General features: G+C 39.5%; 21 protein-coding genes and 1 riboswitch. Of the genes, 12 read left to right on the forward strand and 9 right to left on the reverse strand.

What is annotated here, in order from left to right:
• Window positions 1-50 precede the first annotated feature (50 nt).
• The 3 genes from LQ203_RS20675 to LQ203_RS20685 all read right to left on the reverse strand — a co-directional run bounded on the left by LQ203_RS20675 (window position 51) and on the right by LQ203_RS20685 (window position 3,054).
• The gene (locus tag LQ203_RS20675; RefSeq protein ID WP_230160884.1) at window positions 51-1,676 is read right to left on the reverse strand and encodes a PAS domain-containing sensor histidine kinase; all 1,626 of its coding nucleotides are present in this window, start codon (window positions 1,674-1,676) and stop codon (window positions 51-53) included.
• Between the two features lie 114 nt (window positions 1,677-1,790).
• Window positions 1,791-2,447, reverse strand: coding sequence for a VTT domain-containing protein (locus LQ203_RS20680; RefSeq protein WP_230160886.1), 657 nt, complete (start codon window positions 2,445-2,447; stop codon window positions 1,791-1,793).
• Window positions 2,448-2,568: 121 nt separating this feature from the next.
• Window positions 2,569-3,054: a QueT transporter family protein gene (locus tag LQ203_RS20685; RefSeq protein WP_230160889.1), complete on the reverse strand. Its 486-nt coding sequence runs from the start codon at window positions 3,052-3,054 to the stop codon at window positions 2,569-2,571.
• A gap of 6 nt (window positions 3,055-3,060) precedes the next feature.
• A riboswitch (PreQ1 riboswitch) is annotated at window positions 3,061-3,105 on the reverse strand.
• Between the two features lie 168 nt (window positions 3,106-3,273).
• On the opposite strand from LQ203_RS20685, the gene LQ203_RS20690 reads away from it, so the two are divergent.
• Both LQ203_RS20690 and LQ203_RS20695 read left to right on the forward strand, forming a co-directional pair.
• Entirely contained in the window at window positions 3,274-3,795 is a 522-nt protein-coding gene (locus tag LQ203_RS20690; RefSeq protein WP_230160891.1) for a YbaK/EbsC family protein, read from the forward strand.
• Window positions 3,796-3,943: 148 nt separating this feature from the next.
• The gene (locus LQ203_RS20695; protein WP_230160893.1) at window positions 3,944-4,753 is read left to right on the forward strand and encodes a hypothetical protein; all 810 of its coding nucleotides are present in this window, start codon (window positions 3,944-3,946) and stop codon (window positions 4,751-4,753) included.
• An 89-nt stretch (window positions 4,754-4,842) separates the two neighbouring features.
• On the opposite strand, the gene LQ203_RS20700 is transcribed toward LQ203_RS20695, so the two are convergent.
• Window positions 4,843-5,139, reverse strand: coding sequence for a DUF3892 domain-containing protein (locus LQ203_RS20700; RefSeq protein ID WP_230160895.1), 297 nt, complete (start codon window positions 5,137-5,139; stop codon window positions 4,843-4,845).
• 506 nt (window positions 5,140-5,645) lie between these two features.
• On the opposite strand from LQ203_RS20700, the gene LQ203_RS20705 reads away from it, so the two are divergent.
• The 6 genes from LQ203_RS20705 (at window position 5,646) to LQ203_RS20730 (ending at window position 9,760) form a co-directional block, all read left to right on the forward strand.
• Complete coding sequence (locus LQ203_RS20705; RefSeq protein ID WP_230160897.1) at window positions 5,646-6,071, forward strand: DUF5082 family protein; 426 nt, start codon at window positions 5,646-5,648, stop codon at window positions 6,069-6,071.
• On the forward strand, window positions 6,071-6,361 hold the full coding sequence (locus LQ203_RS20710; protein WP_230160899.1) for a YwqI/YxiC family protein: 291 nt from the start codon (window positions 6,071-6,073) through the stop codon (window positions 6,359-6,361). The genes LQ203_RS20705 and LQ203_RS20710 overlap by 1 nt, the downstream gene beginning before the upstream one ends.
• Window positions 6,358-8,277, forward strand: coding sequence for a T7SS effector LXG polymorphic toxin (locus LQ203_RS20715; protein ID WP_230160901.1), 1,920 nt, complete (start codon window positions 6,358-6,360; stop codon window positions 8,275-8,277). The genes LQ203_RS20710 and LQ203_RS20715 overlap by 4 nt, the downstream gene beginning before the upstream one ends.
• Window positions 8,278-8,299: 22 nt before the next feature.
• On the forward strand, window positions 8,300-8,689 hold the full coding sequence (locus LQ203_RS20720) for a hypothetical protein (RefSeq protein WP_230160903.1): 390 nt from the start codon (window positions 8,300-8,302) through the stop codon (window positions 8,687-8,689).
• Window positions 8,690-8,856: 167 nt separating this feature from the next.
• Complete coding sequence (locus LQ203_RS20725; protein ID WP_230160904.1) at window positions 8,857-9,231, forward strand: hypothetical protein; 375 nt, start codon at window positions 8,857-8,859, stop codon at window positions 9,229-9,231.
• Window positions 9,232-9,430: 199 nt separating this feature from the next.
• A complete protein-coding gene (locus tag LQ203_RS20730; protein ID WP_230160906.1) occupies window positions 9,431-9,760 on the forward strand; it encodes a hypothetical protein in 330 nt (109 codons plus the stop codon).
• 176 nt (window positions 9,761-9,936) lie between these two features.
• On the opposite strand, the gene LQ203_RS20735 is transcribed toward LQ203_RS20730, so the two are convergent.
• Both LQ203_RS20735 and LQ203_RS20740 read right to left on the reverse strand, forming a co-directional pair.
• Window positions 9,937-11,193, reverse strand: a complete 1,257-nt coding sequence (locus LQ203_RS20735) for a DUF445 domain-containing protein (RefSeq protein ID WP_230160908.1) — start codon at window positions 11,191-11,193, stop codon at window positions 9,937-9,939.
• Between the two features lie 427 nt (window positions 11,194-11,620).
• Window positions 11,621-12,598: a bile acid:sodium symporter family protein gene (locus LQ203_RS20740; RefSeq protein ID WP_230160910.1), complete on the reverse strand. Its 978-nt coding sequence runs from the start codon at window positions 12,596-12,598 to the stop codon at window positions 11,621-11,623.
• 456 nt (window positions 12,599-13,054) lie between these two features.
• On the opposite strand from LQ203_RS20740, the gene LQ203_RS20745 reads away from it, so the two are divergent.
• The 4 genes from LQ203_RS20745 (at window position 13,055) to LQ203_RS20760 (ending at window position 16,988) form a co-directional block, all read left to right on the forward strand.
• Window positions 13,055-13,732, forward strand: coding sequence for a response regulator transcription factor (locus tag LQ203_RS20745; RefSeq protein ID WP_230160912.1), 678 nt, complete (start codon window positions 13,055-13,057; stop codon window positions 13,730-13,732).
• A complete protein-coding gene (locus tag LQ203_RS20750) occupies window positions 13,729-15,108 on the forward strand; it encodes a HAMP domain-containing sensor histidine kinase (protein WP_230160914.1) in 1,380 nt (459 codons plus the stop codon). The genes LQ203_RS20745 and LQ203_RS20750 overlap by 4 nt, the downstream gene beginning before the upstream one ends.
• A gap of 99 nt (window positions 15,109-15,207) precedes the next feature.
• Window positions 15,208-16,314 carry an ABC transporter permease gene (locus LQ203_RS20755; protein WP_230160915.1) on the forward strand — a complete coding sequence of 369 codons (1,107 nt, stop codon included), beginning with the start codon at window positions 15,208-15,210 and terminating at the stop codon, window positions 16,312-16,314.
• Window positions 16,311-16,988: an ABC transporter ATP-binding protein gene (locus LQ203_RS20760; RefSeq protein ID WP_230160918.1), complete on the forward strand. Its 678-nt coding sequence runs from the start codon at window positions 16,311-16,313 to the stop codon at window positions 16,986-16,988. Before LQ203_RS20755 ends, LQ203_RS20760 begins: the two co-directional genes overlap by 4 nt.
• 196 nt (window positions 16,989-17,184) lie before the next feature.
• On the opposite strand, the gene bioC is transcribed toward LQ203_RS20760, so the two are convergent.
• The 3 genes from bioC to bioF are packed head-to-tail and all read right to left on the reverse strand — an operon-like array spanning window position 17,185 to window position 19,938.
• A complete protein-coding gene (bioC, locus tag LQ203_RS20765; RefSeq protein WP_230160920.1) occupies window positions 17,185-18,006 on the reverse strand; it encodes a malonyl-ACP O-methyltransferase BioC in 822 nt (273 codons plus the stop codon).
• Window positions 17,999-18,745: an alpha/beta hydrolase gene (locus LQ203_RS20770; RefSeq protein ID WP_230160922.1), complete on the reverse strand. Its 747-nt coding sequence runs from the start codon at window positions 18,743-18,745 to the stop codon at window positions 17,999-18,001. The genes bioC and LQ203_RS20770 overlap by 8 nt, the downstream gene beginning before the upstream one ends.
• A complete protein-coding gene (gene bioF / locus LQ203_RS20775) occupies window positions 18,742-19,938 on the reverse strand; it encodes an 8-amino-7-oxononanoate synthase (protein ID WP_230160924.1) in 1,197 nt (398 codons plus the stop codon). Before bioF ends, LQ203_RS20770 begins: the two co-directional genes overlap by 4 nt.
• Window positions 19,939-20,082 lie beyond the last annotated feature (144 nt).

Consider the following 20,082-nt stretch of genomic DNA (forward strand, 5'->3'; position numbering starts at 1 on the left):
TTATTTTCGATCATGCAAAAAAGGACAAGTACTAACACTTGTCCTACGCTTTATATGGGCAAAATGATTTGAACTTCGGTTCCTTGGTTTAGCTCGCTGTTAAAATGGACCTTTCCCCGATGTGCCTCAATGATTCGGCAACTGACTGTCAATCCTAAACCGGTTCCTCTTTCTTTAGAAGAATAAAAAGGTTCCCCAAGATGCTTTAACCGATTTTTTTCTATTCCGCTGCCATTATCTTTGATGGTAATGGAAAGGTTTTTGTCCATATGCTCGAAATCAATCCAAATGTGATCGGCAGATGCTTCCATGGAATTTTTGAGCATGTTTATGAATACTTGCTTTAGTTGGTTTGCCTCACATGAAAGCAGGGGGATTTCATTTTTTACGGATATTGATATTTGGGTTGGATAAGAGTCTGCCTCCGGTTTCAATAAGGTCTTGACTTCATTCATCAGTCCGATGATTTGATGTTTGCTGAATGGAAGTTCCTGTGGTTTTGCCAGAACGAGTAACTCGCTTACAATAAGATTGATCCGGTCCAATTCGCTTAACATGATTGTATAGTATTGTTCAAATGGATGATCGTTCTTTTTAAGCAGCTGGACGAATCCTTTTAACGAAGTTAACGGGTTACGGACTTCGTGGGCTACACTGGCGGCAAGTTCGCCGACTATCGATAATTTTTCCGTTCTTCTTAATCGTGCTTCCGTTTCTCGTATTTGAGTGACCTCTTTAGCATAAGTAATGATTCCGACTAATTCCTCACCAATCATCATCGGGACAAACGTACAGGAAAGCAAGATGGACTTCCCGTATTTCGTAAGGAATTCAATATCTTTCCCTTTCTTGATCCCTTTATGGTTTTCCACGACATATTGGCAAGAGGTACGGATCAGTTCTTCATCCTCCTCTGAAAAGTTCAACTGTATGAATGAGGCGCCATGGATTTCTTCTTGTTGAAACCCTGTTACCGTTTCAAACCTAGGGTTTACGGTAGTGATCATACCGTTTAAATCAAGCATGAGCATCGGATATGGGTTGTGTTCAAACAATGATTTATAGCGTTGTTCACTATCGAATAATTGATTCTCTGCGACAACTCTTTGAGATATATCCCTGCCTATTACGACTAAGCCTTTTCGGGAACCATCCTCAAAGAACAATGGGACTTTGATCGTATCAAAGGTTTTGTGATTGCCATCGGGAAGAGGGATGATTTCCTCACACCTTGTGATTTCCCCTTTAATCCATGTTTCTTCATCGGAAACTTCACAGTAGATCAACGACTCTTTATAAAATTCGGTGTATTCTGCGAGCTCGCTGTCTTTTTTGCCCTTATAGTCTACATGCTCCAATTGAAATAATTGCAGTCCGAAGGCATTGGATTCAAGCCAACGGCCTTCACCATCCTTGAAGTTAACGAAATCCACCATTGAATTAATGAGTGTACGCCGACGTTGTTCCGCTTCTTTTAATTGTTTGAATTCTTCCCTTTTAGCTAAATAAAGGTATAGGACCAAGCCTATTGATAAAAGAAAGACAATGCCTTCCGCTCTTTGAAGTTGAATGAAAACCACTTTGTTGTGGATATTTGTAGTTAAAAAATAGTCGAACACGACTAATGTAAAAATCCCGGAAAGGATATATATTGCTAAGATGGAGCGTTTGGACATGGAGATTCTCCCTGATTTTAAGACATTTCTAAGGTAAAATTACATACACATTTTAACAAACTATCGGAGAAAAATATATGCAGAATCATAAATAAAAAACAGGGACCAATGCGGTCACCTGTTTTTCCTGAAGATGGTTAGGGCTTTTTTCTTTTTTAAACGTTTATAGATAATGATAAATAGTAAGAAGAGGATTGCGAGTGCAGCTACCGTGTACAGGTTCATTTCAACAGATAGGAGTCCATATGAGATTAGCGATAGAAAGAAAAAGTATATAAGGTTTCCCAGTGCTGTCGCAAATAAAAAATCCTTGAAAGTGACGGTACTGACTCCAGCAGCCAAGTTAATTAAACTCGTTGGGATAAGCGGGAAAATCCTCCCTGTAAATACGTACATAAAGCCATGCTCCACAACGGTTTCTTGCCATTTTTCGCCCATCTTCTTTAAGAGTGGTTCCTGAAACCAGTTTCTTGCTGCATAAAAAATCAATCCGGACGCAACAACACTTGTAAACCAACTCCATAGATAGCCATATATGAACTCGAATATCGTGACATTGATAGTAAGGAGCAAAATTAAGGGGATGATTGTAAATGAATTCTGGATAAACATCAATACGAATGTCACGAAAAAAGTGAGCAAAAGGTTTTCCTTCAATATGTTAATGACTGAATCAAGATCACTTTTCCAAACCAAAGTAAACAATTCCGCATTAGAATAAATGAATATTGCGATTACCAGAAGACCGATTAAGGTCAGGACTTTTTTCAAAGGGTCACCACCATTCTTACTAATAGTTTATCATTTTCAGGCTCATTGGTGAAAAAAAGAGCTGTCGCATGATGCACACAGCTCTTTTACATTATAGTGGGTTTACGAAGCGAAGATTCCTTTAAAGCCACTTTTCAAACTGAATTCTTTTGTTCATTCCATAAATAATTGGCGCACCAATCAAGAGGACAACGAACTCACCGACAGCCGTGGTCATCCAGCTAAACCAGAATGGTAAGCCAAAGGCAAGGTTCAGTTCAATTGCAATCAAAAACATAGTGAATGTGAAAAAGATAATCGTTGCGATCATCCGCCCTTTAATGCTTTTTATGAACCGCGATACAAAAATGACCAGCAATAAGGCGAGCACGGATTGCCCCACCCCAAAAATCAAATCATACGGAACCATCGGTGAAAAGAGCAGATTCGATATGAAGACTCCGCCGACGATACCGTAGATATACTTTTTATTGAATACAATCAGATGATTCAACATTTCCGGAACTCGAAATTGGAACATCTCAAAAGCGATTGGTTTAAACACCAATGAGACCGCCACATACAAGGCAGCCAATAACCCGTTTATCACGAGTGTACGAACATTCATTTTATTCTCTCCCTAGTTTTTTATCGTGGGATGGTTACGAACCACGTTTAGGCTTTTTCCCGAAGATTAATAGTAGCCCATATATGCTTGTTGCGTCAATTTGTAAAGAATGGTTTTTAAATGATAACTCATCATGCAGTGAAAGTCTAAAAGGATTTTGATTTATTGCAATGAAGGATGATATTATTTTTATATGTACTTCAAAGGAGTGAATATAATATGTCGATCGAGAGTGTCAAAAGCCATTTTAAACAATGGGACCGGGAAGGCGATGTAATGGAGTTCGAAACATCAAGTGCTACGGTGAGTGAGGCAGCAGAAACCATCGGCGTCATCCCTGCTCGGATTGCTAAGACTCTTTCTTTTAAGGGGGAAGGTGAAAATGCGATTTTGGTTGTAGCAGCTGGGGATGCAAAAGTGGATAATAAGAAGTTTCGCCAGATGTTCGGATACAAGGCACGAATGCTGTCACCTGAGGAGGTGCTTGAACAGACCGGACATGCAATCGGGGGAGTTTGCCCATTTGGACTTGCAAACGACCTAGATGTTTTTCTTGATGTATCAATGAAGCGTTTTGAGTCATTGTTCCCGGCATGCGGCAGTGCGAACTCAGCAATAGAACTTACAACCACGGAATTATTTGAATATTCGAACGCCGAGGATTGGGTGGATGTTTGTAAGGCTTGGGAAGAAGAAGGGAATGAGGAAACGGCGGTAGGCAATGCAGTAGATTCGCAATAAATAAAGTCCACTTTGTGTGGACTTTATTTATTGATGACCGTTTCTACTTTGTTCCACTTCTTTTGAAATAGCTACACCAGATGCAAATTAACGGTCTATAATTGGTGGTAGGCAATCGCGGAGAAAGTTTATAAGTGGAGGGTGAAAGATGTTAAAGGGAAGCGATAAAAAAAACAATAGCAGCTATCTTAGTCTTAAAACTCTTTATGAAGAAAACATCACGGTTAAGAGCATAGCCCAGGAACTTGAGTTTTGCCATAAAAATGATGAAGCAACTGACATACAAAAAGCGTTGGAAAAAAAGAATTTCGATATAATGGCAGTGCAAGATCAAGGGGAAATCATCGGATATATCGAAAGGCAAGAACTTGGTGAAGGGATCATCTCGGAATACTTGAAAAGTTTTTCACCTAGGGAAATGGTTTCGGATTCAACCCCTTTGATACAACTTCTTCGTATTTTTAAGAATAAAACAAGGGTGTTTGTGTTAGAGAATAATTCTATAAAAAGCTTAATTACGCATGCCGACCTTCAAAAGCCCCCAATCAGGATGCTGATATTCGGATATATTACCCTATTGGAAATGAGGATGAGCGATATCATCATGCATAGGTTCGGTGATGGCATCTGGTATCCAATGATCAGCGAGGACCGTTTAGAAAAGGCAAACGAATTATATAGGAGGAGAATCGATAAAAATGAAGATATCAATTTAATAGAATGCCTGCAAATCAGTGATAAATTCGATATCATTCATAAAGATAAGGAATTGAGGGGGTTCTTCCAAATTCCTTCGAAAAGCAAGGGGAAGAGGGAGGCAAATGCCATCCGGAAATTAAGGGATAAGATTTCCCATGCTAATGAACTGGGGCTGGACATGTCGTGGATGGAAATCATTGAGGTGGTCGAATCCTGTGGCCAACTTCTTGAAATCTCTGAATCCTATCAGTATGAATAATAAGGATCCGGCTATCATGCTGGGTCCTTTCTCCGCGTTTTTGATCCAAAAGAAAAAAACTGCCCATTTCAGGCAGCTCCCTCAAAAAGTCAAAATTCCGGTAGTTGATCCAAGTTATTTTCTTTTATCCCATCGGGCTCACTTCGCAATATATCACGTCCATATTTATGGAAGACGTCGACATTGGCAAGGTTGCCTGCTTTTGCTTCGGAAAGGGCAGTGGGGTAGTCTAGTTCGCGACCAGAGTTCGTCTTGATTGCGATAATATTGTCCTCTTCATTTTTCCTTACTGCTATGATTTCTTCTTTTCCAGATGAATCAATTTGGTTTGCTTGCGGTGTACCCTGCTGTTTATAGGTTTCATAGGCTTTTTCAAATTGGTCCATGTTTTGGACACCTCCTATTTATAGGGTGAGCCATTTGTTCTGCAATATACAAACCGAATTTCGTCTAACTTGAGCCGTTACTTTGTCAGGATGTGCCGATTTATCGGCACGCTTCATGAGCGAAGCCTGTCTTCTTGTCCTTTTTGCTCTGGCATGGCACTTGAATAAGTGGAAGTGTGAAACTATATCCACTTAATAAAGGGAGGAATATGAATCCAAATCATAAAAAAGGGAAAAAGGTGAAAGCTCCGCATTTAATTGACGAAAAAGAATTCAGATCATGCATAAAAAAAGAGGAGGAAGCCTGTTTCTTTTTTTATGTTTAAAAATGGAAATTCAGGGGTAGAAAGTCTAATTCGGAATTGGTTTTGATGAGAAGAATTTCCTAAATACCTAGCGTAAATAGCTTATTTATCCCTATTTAACTGTAAGACTATAATCCTTATAATAAAAATTATGAAAAATATGACAGTCTACATAATGAGATCTTTGAGGTGATTTTTTAAGTGTATGCAAATTCATTGAGTGAAATTCACTCAGCCCTCTCCAGTAAAACGTCCGATGTGAATGAAAAAATCAATCGTTTGGAGCAGGCAAAAAGACAAATCAAAGAAGAACAGAATGCTTGTCTTGGGGAAATCGCTAAAATTAAAAATCCGGATTTGGAAAAAAGCTGGACGGGAAACCGTGCAGAGGATTTTCAAGATGCCCGCAGTGATGCATATAAGGCTATGTCCACGATCATTCATGATGATTATGACGACTACCAAGAGAAAATCGAGGGAAAGATCACGATACTGAATATAGAGAAAATAGCTCTGAGTGCAGCAGGCGCGATAGCGCATGAAGCGGATGTCCTTTTAGGTAAAGGGGAAGCCGTCATACATCAATTGGAAAGTAAAATATCGTATTTAAAAGGGTGGTTGTTTTAATGACGACAATCAAACTGAATCATCCTGCCGTAACGAAGCAAGTCGATCAGGTGAAAACGGCGCTTGGTACAGTCGCGTTTGGAAATCTGCCGGCAGGTGAGCTTGGAAAAAATAAATTACAATTCACCTCAAAATGGATCGACCGGGAAACGAACCTCGAGAAGGTCTTTGAGCAATATATTAAAATCGTCCAGAAAAATGTGGAAGATACCCGTGCCAACATTGACTTATTAAAAGAACAGGATGAAGCCATCGCCCATACGTCTTCACATGGGTATCCTACGCGATGAAAATATATGAAGCCAAGACATTGACGGCCGCAACCAAGTCGCGTGCCAAGCAATATGAAGAACTAAAGAAGGAAGTCACAGCCCTGAAAAAGGAATTTCAGGGTATTGTCGGCCTGGAAAACGAGTTTCAGGGAGCCGGTGCAGCTGCCATCAAAAGCTTCTATGAAGCGCAAATCGAGGTGGCGGACGCCTGGATGGAACTATTCACTACCCAGATCAGTTTTTTGGAGGGTATTCCGGCCAGTCTGGAAGAGGCGGACCTCTCCGGAAATACGGTGGTCGAGGTTCCCTTTTTAGATGGCGAAGTCTCAAATGGCATAAACCAAGCAAAGTCCCTTGTCGATGAACAAGCGAACGATCTTCAAAGGATCCTCGACAGCATTGATGATATCCTGCCTCTTGATACGTTCGACCAAAAAGACTTTAATGAAAAAATCACGCTGGCCGGCCAGAGACTGGATGACACCGTGACAAAGGTCGAGAATGTCGACAGGCAATTGGTCGAGGAATATGATGTATCCGTCGGCCAGGAAAACGTGGCCGTTGGCCTTTTCCGCGCCTTACTAGATGCCACCAAACAGGATGGCAATGTTTCGCCGATAACGTTCAACCAAACGGCCTTTAAGAATAGTGACATCTATCGAGTGAAGGATGAAGTCGCCGGTCAGATGAAAGACTATCAGACCTTTAAAAAGCAGCAAGCCGATGCACGGAAAATCGAACGCGAAATGGAAGAGCTCGAAAACCGCCCATGGTATGAAAAAGCCTGGGATACGACAAAAACCTTTACAGGGGAATTCACCGGATATTATGATTCTATCAGGGCAACGACCGGAGTCGATCCAATAACGGGCCGCAAGCTGTCCGATGCCGAAAGAATCGCAGCAGGAGCCATGGCCGCAGCCGGATTCATCCCCGTCGTCGGCTGGGCTGGCCGGGCCATCAAGGGCGGAAGCGCCATCTACAAAACGGCCAAAGGACTCAACGCAGCGAATCACGCGCTCGATGCCTATAAAACGACAAAAGGCTTTAGCCTCCTCCAAAAAACCGAATACGGGATATACGGACTCCTCGCAGCCAACGGCCTTGGCGAAGCAGTTACAGGCAAGGACATGTTCGGCAACCAGCTAACCGAGGAACAGCGCCAGAACGGGCTGTTGATGGCACTTGGAATCGGCGGTGTGGCTGGTGCTGCTAAGTATGTGGATAGTCGACAGCTTAAAAATATTAGTGAACAAACAACTAACGGTAGAAAAGTTAAAACCCAATTTGACTCAAAAAAATTAAAGGACCTACAAGGCTTTAATAGTAAAATAGATGATGTACTCAAAAATGTGGGCATGACCACTTCAGAGTTTAAAGACTTAAAATTAAAATCGCATGATGAGTTAACGGATTTGGAAGTAGAAAAATTAAAAACAATTAGAGAAGCTGTTCCACCTATTAAAAGGACCACTATTTTACAGAAAACCATTCCAGGTCAGGATATAGAAAAATACTTAGATGGCACATATTCTGAAATTGGAGGTTACGTTGCAAAAGCCGAAGATGTACATGATATAAAGCTTTATGACGATTTCGTTGAAAGTTTGAGGCTAGATTATACGGATTGGAATGGAAAAAGACCATTTCCAGAAGGAGGAAGTACCTACGGTGTTATAAAATTTATGACACAAAAAGTAGATAATGTATATGTTCCGTATGGGGAGAAATTTGGGGGCTTAAATACAGATGGTCCTCCATGTACACTAAACGGCTTTACGGGGGCTAGAAATGATAAAGTAATACCTGAATTTAAATTTGAAGGTAGATTCCTACCAAGAAATGGCGCAGAATTATATAAAGTTGAAAATGGCGAAGAAATATTAGTCGGGATTTTTGAAGGTAGAGAGAAGAAGTTTGTATCTGTAATATAAAACTAAGTAATGGAGGATATAAATGATAAGAAAAGGTGAGTATACTTTATATAATGGGAAAGAATACAGGTTTATAGAATCTGATAAAGTGGAGTTCATTGAATTAATAAGCAATGATAAAAAGGATATGGACAATGGATTTACTCATTATAAGAATAATATTTACACAAAATTGGTTCATATAAATCAGGTTAATGATTTATTTTCTATAAATCCTTATGCCAAATATAAGGGGGAGTTATTTCCTGCATCTGAAGATGGGAAAACAGGTAAAGTGCTGTTGGATACAACTAACACTGAACTTGCCAAAAAAATGGATTTTGAAAGAACAGATAAATATATGTACTCCAAATATGTAGAATGGGATGAAGTTGAGATAATTGAGGAGAGGAAGCCCTATTCATTAGATTAACTTCCTCGCTTCAAACGCCTATAATATTTATTGAGCTGTTTCCCTAATATGCACAATAGAAAAGCCCCTTATTAGGGGCTTTTCTATATCTTATAACTTTTATAATTATTTTTTTAACTCCACTTTGCAGCCAGCTAACCGAGGAACAGCGCCAGAACGGGCTGTTGATGGCACTCGGAATCGGCGGTGTGGCTAAGTATGTGGATCATTTACAGGCAAAGAATCCAGCATTAATAAATAAAGGAACAACATCACTAGATAAAGCAGGTCAAGGGGGACTTGGAGATAACTATAAGTATAATATGATAGAGAATCCAGGACCTTTAGCAGACATTAATCCGGGAGCTGCATCTACCTTTAGAAGTGGAAAGTATAATGTGGAAGTACTTAAGCAAGATTTGATTTTATATAGAACGGGAAAAGCAGGTGGTGGGAGAAATGCTTTAGGCCAATATTTTACAAGAGAACCTTCAACTAGAATAGAAGGAAGAATTGATTTGGCTGTAAAGGCACAATGGATTGATCCAAACCAGGTTCACTAACTGGTTCATCGCCACTAGATAGTGTTTATACACTGAAAATCCCTAAAGGAACTACTATATTTGAGGGGCCGGCGGGCCATCAAGCTGGAATCTATTCAGGTGGAGGAAATCAAATTTTTGTGTCAGAACCATGGGAAATTAAGGATTTAGAAGTGATTAATGAAATTCCAATAAAATAATTGTAATATGGGGGATAAACTTGGAGCAAACATTATTAGTTATTAAAGGTGCTTATGTTCGTTTGGTGAAAATATTGACAAAGGAAAAGAATGATTTAGAATTTATAATAAGACAAGCTAAAGCCTCAATTGAGTTTATTGATTCATGCTTATTGGGTTGTGAATCAGCAGAACCATATCGTAAAACTATGATGGAATTGAGTAGCATCTATCGTGATATAAATAAACCTAGAGTGGGTTTATCTGATTATTTTATTTGGCATGATAACTATGACAAGAGAATTGTTGCTAATAACGAATTAGATGAAATAAAAGATATTTTATTAAAAGAATTTAAAAGAGACATTTGATTTTATCAAAAGTATTTCTTGCTAATAGAAGGACCTTAACATAAGTTGTTAAGGTCCTTTTATAATAATGAATGAAGGACTTTTGCCTCCTCCAGAAAACCGAATACGGAATATACGGACTACTCGCAGCCAACGGCAGTAAGCTGCTGTTACCAAATCACCCGCCGGGACCAGAATTATATCAGCCTAAGTAGAGCCTGTATACCTGTTAGGAGTATCCCGATTATAAAGCCACAAACCGCTCCGTTCACACGAATCCATTGTAAATCTTTTCCTACACCATTTTCCATCATATCAATCAGCGTTTCATTGTCTAGCTTGTCTAAATTTTCTTGTACAAGATTGCCGATCTGCGTATGATTATTTTCAATGAGAACAGAAATTTGTTTCTGTATCCAAAGATCAATGTGGGTGCTATTTTCTTTAATATTGTCTAGTATGTGATGAATCATAGGTGCCAGATAAGTATCCATGAAATGTTCATTCTCGACGAAATCCAATGCTTCTTGTTGAATTTGTTGTAAACTTCCCGTTATTGTTGCCTCAGGCTCCCATTTTGTTAGAAGTTGTTCTTTCCATTTTTCAACTCCTTCTAACAGTTCCCGGTTATGGTTAATGCCTTGAATCTCTTTCCTGATATATAAGATTAAAGCCTCTCTATTTGGTTCGTCCTCGTTTTGTAAATTATTTACGACACTTAATAATAGATTTTGTATGATATTCCCAAGTTTCTCTTCGTTAAGCAGACTTTGAATGGATTTAACGGCAAACTGAAGCATGCCTTCCAGTTCAATCTTGCTGAGTACATCCATGGAAACAGTACCTAGGCGGTGACTGGTTTGTTTTTTTCCTAACCAATCTTCAGCTTTTTTCAAAACATGATCCAAAGCCTTCTTATCAAACTCTTCGTTAAGTAACTGTGAACTTACTAAATGTAGAATTTTACTCATGTCTATGTTAGAAAGCGATGCTTTAATTTTTTTTGCAACGAAAGGTGTTATCTTTTCTATATCTATATAACAAATCATTTGCTTGATAAGTTTAATCAGGACTTTTCTAAACGTATCACTTTGCATCTCTTTTACTAAAATGGGGATCAGTTTTTCTGTAAAAGGAACATGTTTGACTTTGTCTTGAATGCTTTCCTTAGAAAGCCAGTCATTTTTTAACATCGAAACGAGTGCATTTGTCATTCTTTTCCGATTGTTGGGCAAAAGAGCTGTATGAGGGATTGGTAATCCAAGTGGATGGCGGAATAAAGCAGTGACTGCAAACCAATCCGCCAATCCTCCAACTAGACCTGCTTCAAACCCTCCATGTAATAAGTCCAACGGTAAAGAACCTTGAAATGGAGTGGTTGCAATATAGCCTGCCCCCATGATCATTAGTGAATATCTAGCGATTTTTCGTGACGATTTTATTTTTGCTGACATTATATTCCCTCATCCTTAAAATGAAATTCAATGACTATTAACGAATCATCTGTATGTTTTTATATCTTACTTTTATCTAGTAGTATAGCAGGTAGTTCAAAAAAATACTCCCAACAAAGGCAGTAAGTTTACTTATTGGGGAATGGATTTCTATATGAATCGAAACCACAATCTATGATGTTTTCCTTTGAATTTCAAAGTTGCCGATGGTTGATTCACAAAAAAAAGCCGATTTATTCAATCGGCTTCAGCTTTTTTGAGGGTTGTAAAATTCAAACGTTGATTTCCACTGCAGGCACTCGCTTTTCCCGTAGGAGTCTCGCACACCCGTTCCAATCAACTTTGTTTTAACATGTAGATAGAACCCCTTTGTCTACAGTCATTTCGGTTAATAAAAATGAAAAGTGTTAGTGGTTCATCTCCAACATTATGATACGTCTGTTTTTATCGAATTATTTTTAACGGTTCCTACATTTTTTTTATCTTTCATGCGACTGAAGATAAAGGCTAGAACGGAGCCAGATATATTATGCCAAACACTGAAAATGGCACTAGGTACAGCGGCCAAAGGAGAGAAATGGGCCGTTGCTATAGCTACACCCAAGCCAGAGTTCTGCATTCCAACCTCCATAGCGACTGCTTTCTGCTTAGCTAAATCCATCCCGCATAAACGAGCAAAGAAAAAGCCGAGAATAAAACCAAGAACATTATGAAGAACGACTACTGCAAAAATCAGCAAACCTGTTTTAGCCAGCTGGGCTTGGCTGCCTGCTACGACAGCGGATACGATCAGGACAATGGAAATAACAGATACCAGAGGCAAAGCCTTTGCACCGGCCTCTGCCTGTTTACCGAAAAACTTTTTAACAATAAATCCAAGCATTAGTGGGATGATTACCACTTGAATGATGGAAATAAATAATGACCCAATACTAATATTAACCCATTTACTTGCCAAGAGCAGAATAAGCAGGGGTGTTACGATAGGTGCTAGAATGGTGGAAACAGAAGCAATGGCAACGGCAAGTGCAACATTCCCTCTTGCCAGAAACACCATGACATTTGACGCTGTCCCACTAGGGCAGCATCCAACCAAAATAACCCCAACAGCCACCTCTTTCGGTAAATCGAACCCTATTGCTAATGCAAACGCTAATAATGGCATAATGATAAAGTGTCCAGCCACCCCTAGTGCCACTTCTTTCGGTCGACGGAAAACTTCTTTAAAATCCGCTGCTGATAGTGTAAGTCCCATGCCAAACATGACAATTCCTAATAAAGGAACAATATATGCACCAATCCATATAAAATGATTAGGTAAGATATACGCAATTACTGCAAATATAATGACCCATAATGTAAATGTTTTACCAGCAAATCCGCTGATTTTCTCTACTAAACCCATAGTGACCTCCTAGATGTTTTAAAATAAATCAATTATAGTTTATATTCAGAATATTTAAAACCCTTTTAGGCAATAAAAATTCAAACGCGTTTCTAACAAGCCGTTTGGGAATCAATTTATTACTCCATTATGTTTATAAGGAAGCTGGTTATTGGTAGTTTCATTATGGTCATTCATATTGGAAAAAGATGATTTTTGGAACTGTAATTCTCTTGCGCTGAACTAGTATGAATATGACGATTTACTATAGGAAAAAAGCGGACAGGTTTTTTTAGAAATTCTGTTCGCTTTTTTTTTTTCTTTATATTTTAATAAAAAATAAGAGGGACCTGTATATTAGTGGCAAACTAATTTATAAGGAACTGGAGATGGAATTAGTATTTGTTGTTTTCCGAGCTTAATTATTGCTATTGTAGGTTTAGCTAGGGCTATAAAAGAAGTGGAGATGTGGTTTCTTTGATACATATATTAATTGCGGATGATGATCGGCATATTCGGGAGTTGCTTAAATTTCACATGGAAAAGGAAGGGTACATGGTATCAGAAGCGAAGGACGGGAATGAGGCTTCGTTGATACTGGAGAAGGAACGGATCCATCTGGCGGTTGTCGATATTATGATGCCGTTTAAAAACGGACTGGATCTTTGTAAGGAAATCCGGGATCAATATGATCTGCCGGTCATTTTATTGACAGCTAAAGATCAACTTATCGATAAGGAAAAGGGGTATTTTGCGGGTACGGATGATTACCTCGTAAAGCCGTTTGAGCCACGGGAACTTCTATTCCGGATAAAAGCTCTATTGCGAAGGTACCGTATGGTGAATTCTAAATCCATCTCATTGAATCAAACGGTCATTGACCGTAAAAGTTATGAAGTTCGAATAATGGGGAATACGCTGCTCCTGCCGCTAAAGGAATTCGAGCTGCTGGCTCAGCTGGGGAGCTTTCCTGATCAGGTCTTTACGCGTGAGCAGCTTATTGAATTGGTATGGGGTACTGATTTTGAAGGGGACGATCGGACGGTTGATGTCCATATTAAAAGGTTAAGGGAACGTTTTGCCGGGCGAACCGATGATTTTGTTATCACGACTGTCCGTGGCTTAGGTTATAAACTGGAGGTCAACAAGAAGTGAAAACACTCTATTTCAGGATTGTTATTCAAACCATTTTGATCATGGTGCTTGCCAGTGTCATCGCTTTTTTAATTTCCAATGTCTATTATCATCAGGTTCAAAAACCCAACAATGGTGAGAAGATAAAGAAAGTCGCAAGTGATATCGTCTCCTTATATGAGGAAAATCCTGATCAGGATATTGATGCGTATTTAAATCATATTGCAGGATTGCACTATCAAATGTATCTATTTAATGAGCAGGGTGAAGGAACTTTATATGGTGAGCCGTTTCGGGAAACGGCATTGGACACAGATACGATTTCTGGAGTTTTGAACGGGAAGACCTATCAAGGGATCGCCAATTATAATAATGGGTTATTTATTACCGGATTTTTTGAAGATGTATTGATTAATAGCATTGGGGTCCCGTTGAACGTCAATGGCGAAAAGCATGCATTGTTTGTAAGGCCGAATATAGAGCTGCAGTTTGGAGAGTTCCGCTTTTACCTTTCTGTTTTGCTCGTACTTACGCTCCTACTCAGCTTTTTATTTGTAATTATTAACACGCGTTTCATCGTTAAGCCGATTACGAAATTAACGGAAGCTACAAAGAGGATTGCTGATGGGGATTATAGTAGTGAATTGAATGTTACCCGCAGTGATGAAATTGGATATCTGGCTCAAAATTTCTCGAAAATGACTCATAGCATACAGCGGTTAGATGATATGAGGCAGGAGTTCGTATCGAATGTATCTCATGAAATTCAATCTCCGCTTGCATCCATCCAAGGTTTTTCCCAAACCCTCCAATCGGAGGAATTAACAAAAGAACAAAGAAATCAGTACTTGTCCATTATTGAAAAAGAAAGCAGGCGCATGTCGTTGTTAAGCAAACAGCTGCTCATGCTTGCTTCGTTGGATAAAGTAGATGATCCGCTGCAACGGTCCAATTTCGATTTAGCGCAACAAATACGGCAAGTGTTGTTCATGCTGGAATGGAATTGGCGGGAAAAAGATATGGTAATCGAAATGGATTTGCCTTCAACCGTCATTTCTGCAGATGAGAAACTTTTAAATCAAGTATGGACGAATTTGATAACCAATAGCATTAAATACTCGGAAAGCGGCAGTTCAATCAATATTCGGATTAAAAAAATAGGCAGTACTGTTGAAGTGATGATCGCGGATACGGGCATAGGAATTCCAGAAGAAGACCTCCCTTATATCCTTGATCGGTTTTATAAAGTCGACAAAGTGAGAAACAGGAGTGAAACAGGCAGCGGATTAGGACTTTCGATTACGAAGAAGACGGTTGAACTTCATGGGGGAACGATCGAAGTTCAAAGCGAACTCGGTAAAGGGACCACTTTTTATATACGGTTGCCCCTTATGTAATCAGCTGTTCATCTTCCATTCATATTGAACGTTTACAATCGGGTCATACCGAATAAAGTAGGACCCGATCGGTAAACAAAAGGAATGGGGGATGAAATAATGTTTTTGGCAATACGTGAACTAAAGCATTCAAAGTTACGTTATCTGCTGATTGGACTGATCATGGTATTGGTCGCTTTGCTTGTCTTTATCATTTCAGGATTAGCTAATGGACTTTCTTCGGATAATGCTTCATCCATACAAAACATGAAGGCCGACTATTTCGTAATGGAGCATGACTCCAAAAATAAATTGAACCGATCGATCATATCCATGGAGAAGCTGGATGAAATCCGGGCTTCAGCGGATGTTAAAGCAGCCGAAGGTCTGGGGCAAATGATGATCACATTGAATAAAATCGGCTCATCGGAGAAAACGGATGTCACCATTTTTGCGACCGATGCCAGTGGTATTTTAGCACCGAAGGTCATTGAAGGAACGAACTATGACAATAAGAAACAAGGTGAAGTCGTAGCAGATCGTTCTTTAAAAGAAGTGGGTTATAAATTGGGTGATTCACTTAAAGATGACCTATCAGATAAGGTTTTCACCATTGTTGGTTTTACTGAAAAGCAGTCTTACAGCCACTCACCGGTAGTTTACATGAACGTTAAGGGGTGGCAGGAGATTAATCCTGCATTGAAAAATCAAGAGAAAGATTCAATCAGCACAATAGCCGTGCAAATGGATTCGAAGGCAGAAGAAAATGTACGTGAATCATTGCCTGAAGGCGTAACGCTCATTTCGAAAGAAGAATCACTTCAGAGTATACCAGGCTACAAAGAGGAACAGGGTACGTTGAAGATGATGATTGCCTTCTTGTTTGTCATAGCGGGTTTCGTTTTGGCTGTATTCTTTTATGTGATTACCTTGCAGAAGACGAATCAATTTGGAGTCCTTAAAGCACTCGGAGCCAATACGGGCTACCTGGCAAAAAGTATCGTTGGTCAAGTAATGCTGCTTGCCGTGACATGCATAGCCATCAGTGTTGCACTGACATATGGCGTCACTTTAATCATGCCAGAAGGAATGCCATTTGAATTGAGTGCCGATTTGGTCATTAAATATTCCGTGTTACTTTTGGTTGTATCCGTATTGGGCTCGCTGCTATCACTATACCGAGTAGCGAAGATAGACGCGATCGAAGCAATTGGGAGGGTATCATGATGGGGGAAAAACTATTATTTGAAAACGTCAGTAAGATTTATGGGGAAGGCGATAATAAAGTGATTGCCCTTGATAATATTTCCCTGAATGTGAAAGCGGGGGAATTCGTCGCCATCGTGGGTCCTTCAGGCTCAGGAAAAAGTACATTTCTTTCAATAGCAGGTGCGTTACTTTCCCCGAGCAAAGGTCGCTTACTGCTGGATGATGAAGATATAACAACATTATCTCCAAAGGAATTGACTCGAGTGCGCCTTGAAAAGATCGGTTTTGTATTTCAATCGTCGAATCTAGTGCCATATCTAACTGTACGAGATCAGCTTCTGCTACTTTCTGAACTGCTTGGCAAACAGGATAAAAAAACTGTGAAAAAAGCAGACGAATTGCTTAGCCATCTTGGACTTGGACATCGGGCAAATCACTTGCCGGAAGCACTGTCGGGCGGTGAGCGGCAGCGTGTAGCCATCGCCCGTTCGCTGATGAATGATCCAGAAATCATTTTAGCGGATGAACCAACGGCAAGTCTTGATTCCAAAAGAGGCAGGGATGTTGTTGAAATGCTTGCACATGAAGTGAAATCAAGAAATAAAGCGGCCATCATGGTAACGCACGATGAAAGAATGTTAGATTTATGTGATCGAGTGGTCAATATTACAGATGGCAAGGTATTTGGATGAAGTTATACACGATCTCATGAGTTGAGACATTTTAAGCGGTAAATAGGCCGCCGATTCTCCAAAGGAATTAGGAGAGGCGGCGGCCTGAATCGCGCTTGAATTGAACCTGGTTAATCGACAGTAAGCAGCTGAAATGCTAGATTGAACTAGTAGTCGTTACTTACGGCCTTGTATCCCAGACGGTTATCTTTTCGGATTAATCATGTTTTTTTATCTTAAAGAACAAACAATGATAGGTTGCCTTCACACCTGATTCATTTCGGTATTCTCTGTCGTATATGTCGATCAACTCTCGAAAAAGGGAAGGGCGCTGGCAGTAGTTTTCTTTGTTGCTGTTGGCTGCGCCAATCTTTTTAATTGAAGTGAAAAATTCACGTACTGTCTGAAAGTACTCCAGTTCAAGTTTTTCCATTTTTGTTATCTCTAATGGAAATGCTTGTAAAGAAGGAATTGCTTCTTCACAAACTTTGGATAATTCATCTAGAGTATAAAACATTTGGCCTGGTGAGCTATCAATGGCAAGTTGAAGCTTTTCTTTCGCATATTCATAGGACATATGTAGCTCTTGAAAGGTTTTATTTCCAAAGGTTGAAAATATCAGGGTTCCTCCAGACGTTAATCGTGTTAACAATTTTTCAAGGGTTGCGGGAAGATTATTCAGCCATTGAAACGTTGCATTCGAGATAACCAAATCATAATTTCCATTAAGCGTCATGTCCTCAATATCCCCACATAAAAAAGTAACACTGACTTCCTTTGTCATTCCTTTTGCGACTTCAACCATTCCTGGTGCCAAATCAACAGCCGTAATTGCGGCATTAGGAAATGTTTTAACGAGTAGCCGGGTTAAGTAACCAGTGCCGCAGCCAATTTCAAGAATGTTAATTTTTTGATTGCTGTTTTTTTGAGGAAGTAATTCAACTAATTGTTTTGCCATGCTTTTTTGAACATTGGCATATGCATCATATGTTTTCGCATGTTCACTGAACCGCTTACTTAACAATCGTTTATCAATCATGAACGTACTCCTTTTGAATAAATGTTTTCATAAGCTGTATACATTCCTGTGGTTTTGTGAAAAATGGAATATGACCTGCACCTTCCATAATATGAAACTCGGCTTTCCCACCCAGATTTTCTTTAATGAAAGATGAGGCTTCGATTGAACAAATTTTGTCTTCCCTCCCATGAATCAATAAAAGGGGGGAATCAATCTGTTCGAGCTTTACTCTAACATCTTTCTGAAGTAAATAATCCAAACCTAAAAGGAGCGAAAACACATCATCTCCATGAAACTCGCGTTGAATTGTCGCGGTAAATTGATGATAAAAACCTTCTTCTTTTTCAGATTCGGAAAACATTGCTTCATAAAAAGAAGTCAAAGTCTTCTCTTTATTACGCTGCAGCTGTTTCTTCATGCGCTCGACAATGCGGGGGTCCCAGCCAAATGAATAGTTTTCACTTGTGGTAAACCGGCTTGTAGCCCCAATTAGTATAAATCCTTTTATTTTTTCTCGATACGAACTTGCCAGTTCAAGTGATAATAGAGATCCTAATGACCAGCCAAGTAAAAAAACAGGACCGTCAATGGAAGCGAATACGTCCATGACTCGTTCTTCAAAGTCATTTAGTGTTTTCATATCTCTCCATTCTATAAATGAAAGATGAAATGCTTCAGAAAGAGGTTTGAATAACGGTTGAAACGCTCCTTTTTCCATTCCCCAGCCAGGAAGCATGACTAAATTCAGCTGTTTCATTCAATAACACCCATTTCTTTTCCAATAATCGAAACTTTTTCAATGGCCCAATCAAGATCTTTTTTATCGTGGAGAGCTGTTACGGTAAACCGGATTCTCGCCTCATTTTCAGGAACGGTAGGCGGTCTGACAGCAATACCTGCAATTCCTTCTTTCTGCAAACGTGTGGCAAATCCCATCGCTTTTTCGTTTTCCCCGATGACGATAGGAACAATTTGTGATTGGCTTCCACAAATATTAAAGCCGTAATTTGTGAGTTCTTTTCTAAAGTACTCTGAATGTGTTTGGAGCAGTGTACGGCGTTCTGGTTCTTCTTGCACAAGTTCAATCGCTGTTTTTATGCTACTAAGAATGGCCGGCGGGAGTGCAGTTGAATAAATGAATCCACGCATGCGATTTTTTAAATAGTCGATAAGCCACTTTTTCCCGACAACATAAGCCCCGAATGAACCGAGAGCTTTACTAAAAGTACCCATTTGAATATCTACTTTATTTTGAAGGCCGAGATGATAGGCATAACCTTCACCATTTTTTCCATAGATGCCGCTTCCGTGTGCTTCATCTGTCATTAATATTGCGTTATAGCGTTCTTTTAACCAGACAAGGTCTTCTAGAAAAGCAAAGTCACCGTCCATGCTGAAGACAGTATCCGTTACGATTAACTTATTTGATTCAATTGATGCATTTTTTAATAATGCTTCTAGATGAGTTAAATCATTATGTCGATAGCGCTTATGCTTCGCACGGCTCAAAAGAGCTCCATCGACAATGCTTGCATGATTCAGCTTATCGCTAAAAATAAAATCGTTACGAGACAGCAGGGTGGAGATGATTCCTAGGTTTGCCGTATAACCACTGTTGATGATAAGTCCTGCCTCGGCGTTCTTCCAATTGACAAGCACTTGTTCTGCTTGCTCGTAAAGTGGATGGTTACCAATAATTAAACGAGACGCTGTTGCTCCTGCACCATATGTATGTACTGCATCAATCATAGCCTTTTTCAATCGTTCATCTCCGGCATATCCTAAATAGTTATTAGAAGCAAGATTTAACATCCTACGCCCGTCAATCATGAGCCATGGCTGCTCGGCAAATTTTGTTGTAACGAGCTGCCGTTTTTGAGATATCTCTTCTAAGTTAGCCAGTTCAGTCTTTATTTTTTTTTCCCAGGGTAATTGTTCTTCACTGTGCATAGCCATTCTCCCTTTATTATATGTTAACTATAATTAATTTAGGTTGACATATAAAATATCTAATCATGACTCTATGAAACTGTCAAGCTTTGACAAGGAACGGGATAAATAGGTGATATTGGTCATTGTAATCCATAAATTAGG

It is taken from the genome of Peribacillus sp. Bi96 (genome assembly GCF_918698115.1).
GTDB lineage: Bacteria > Bacillota > Bacilli > Bacillales > DSM-1321 > Peribacillus.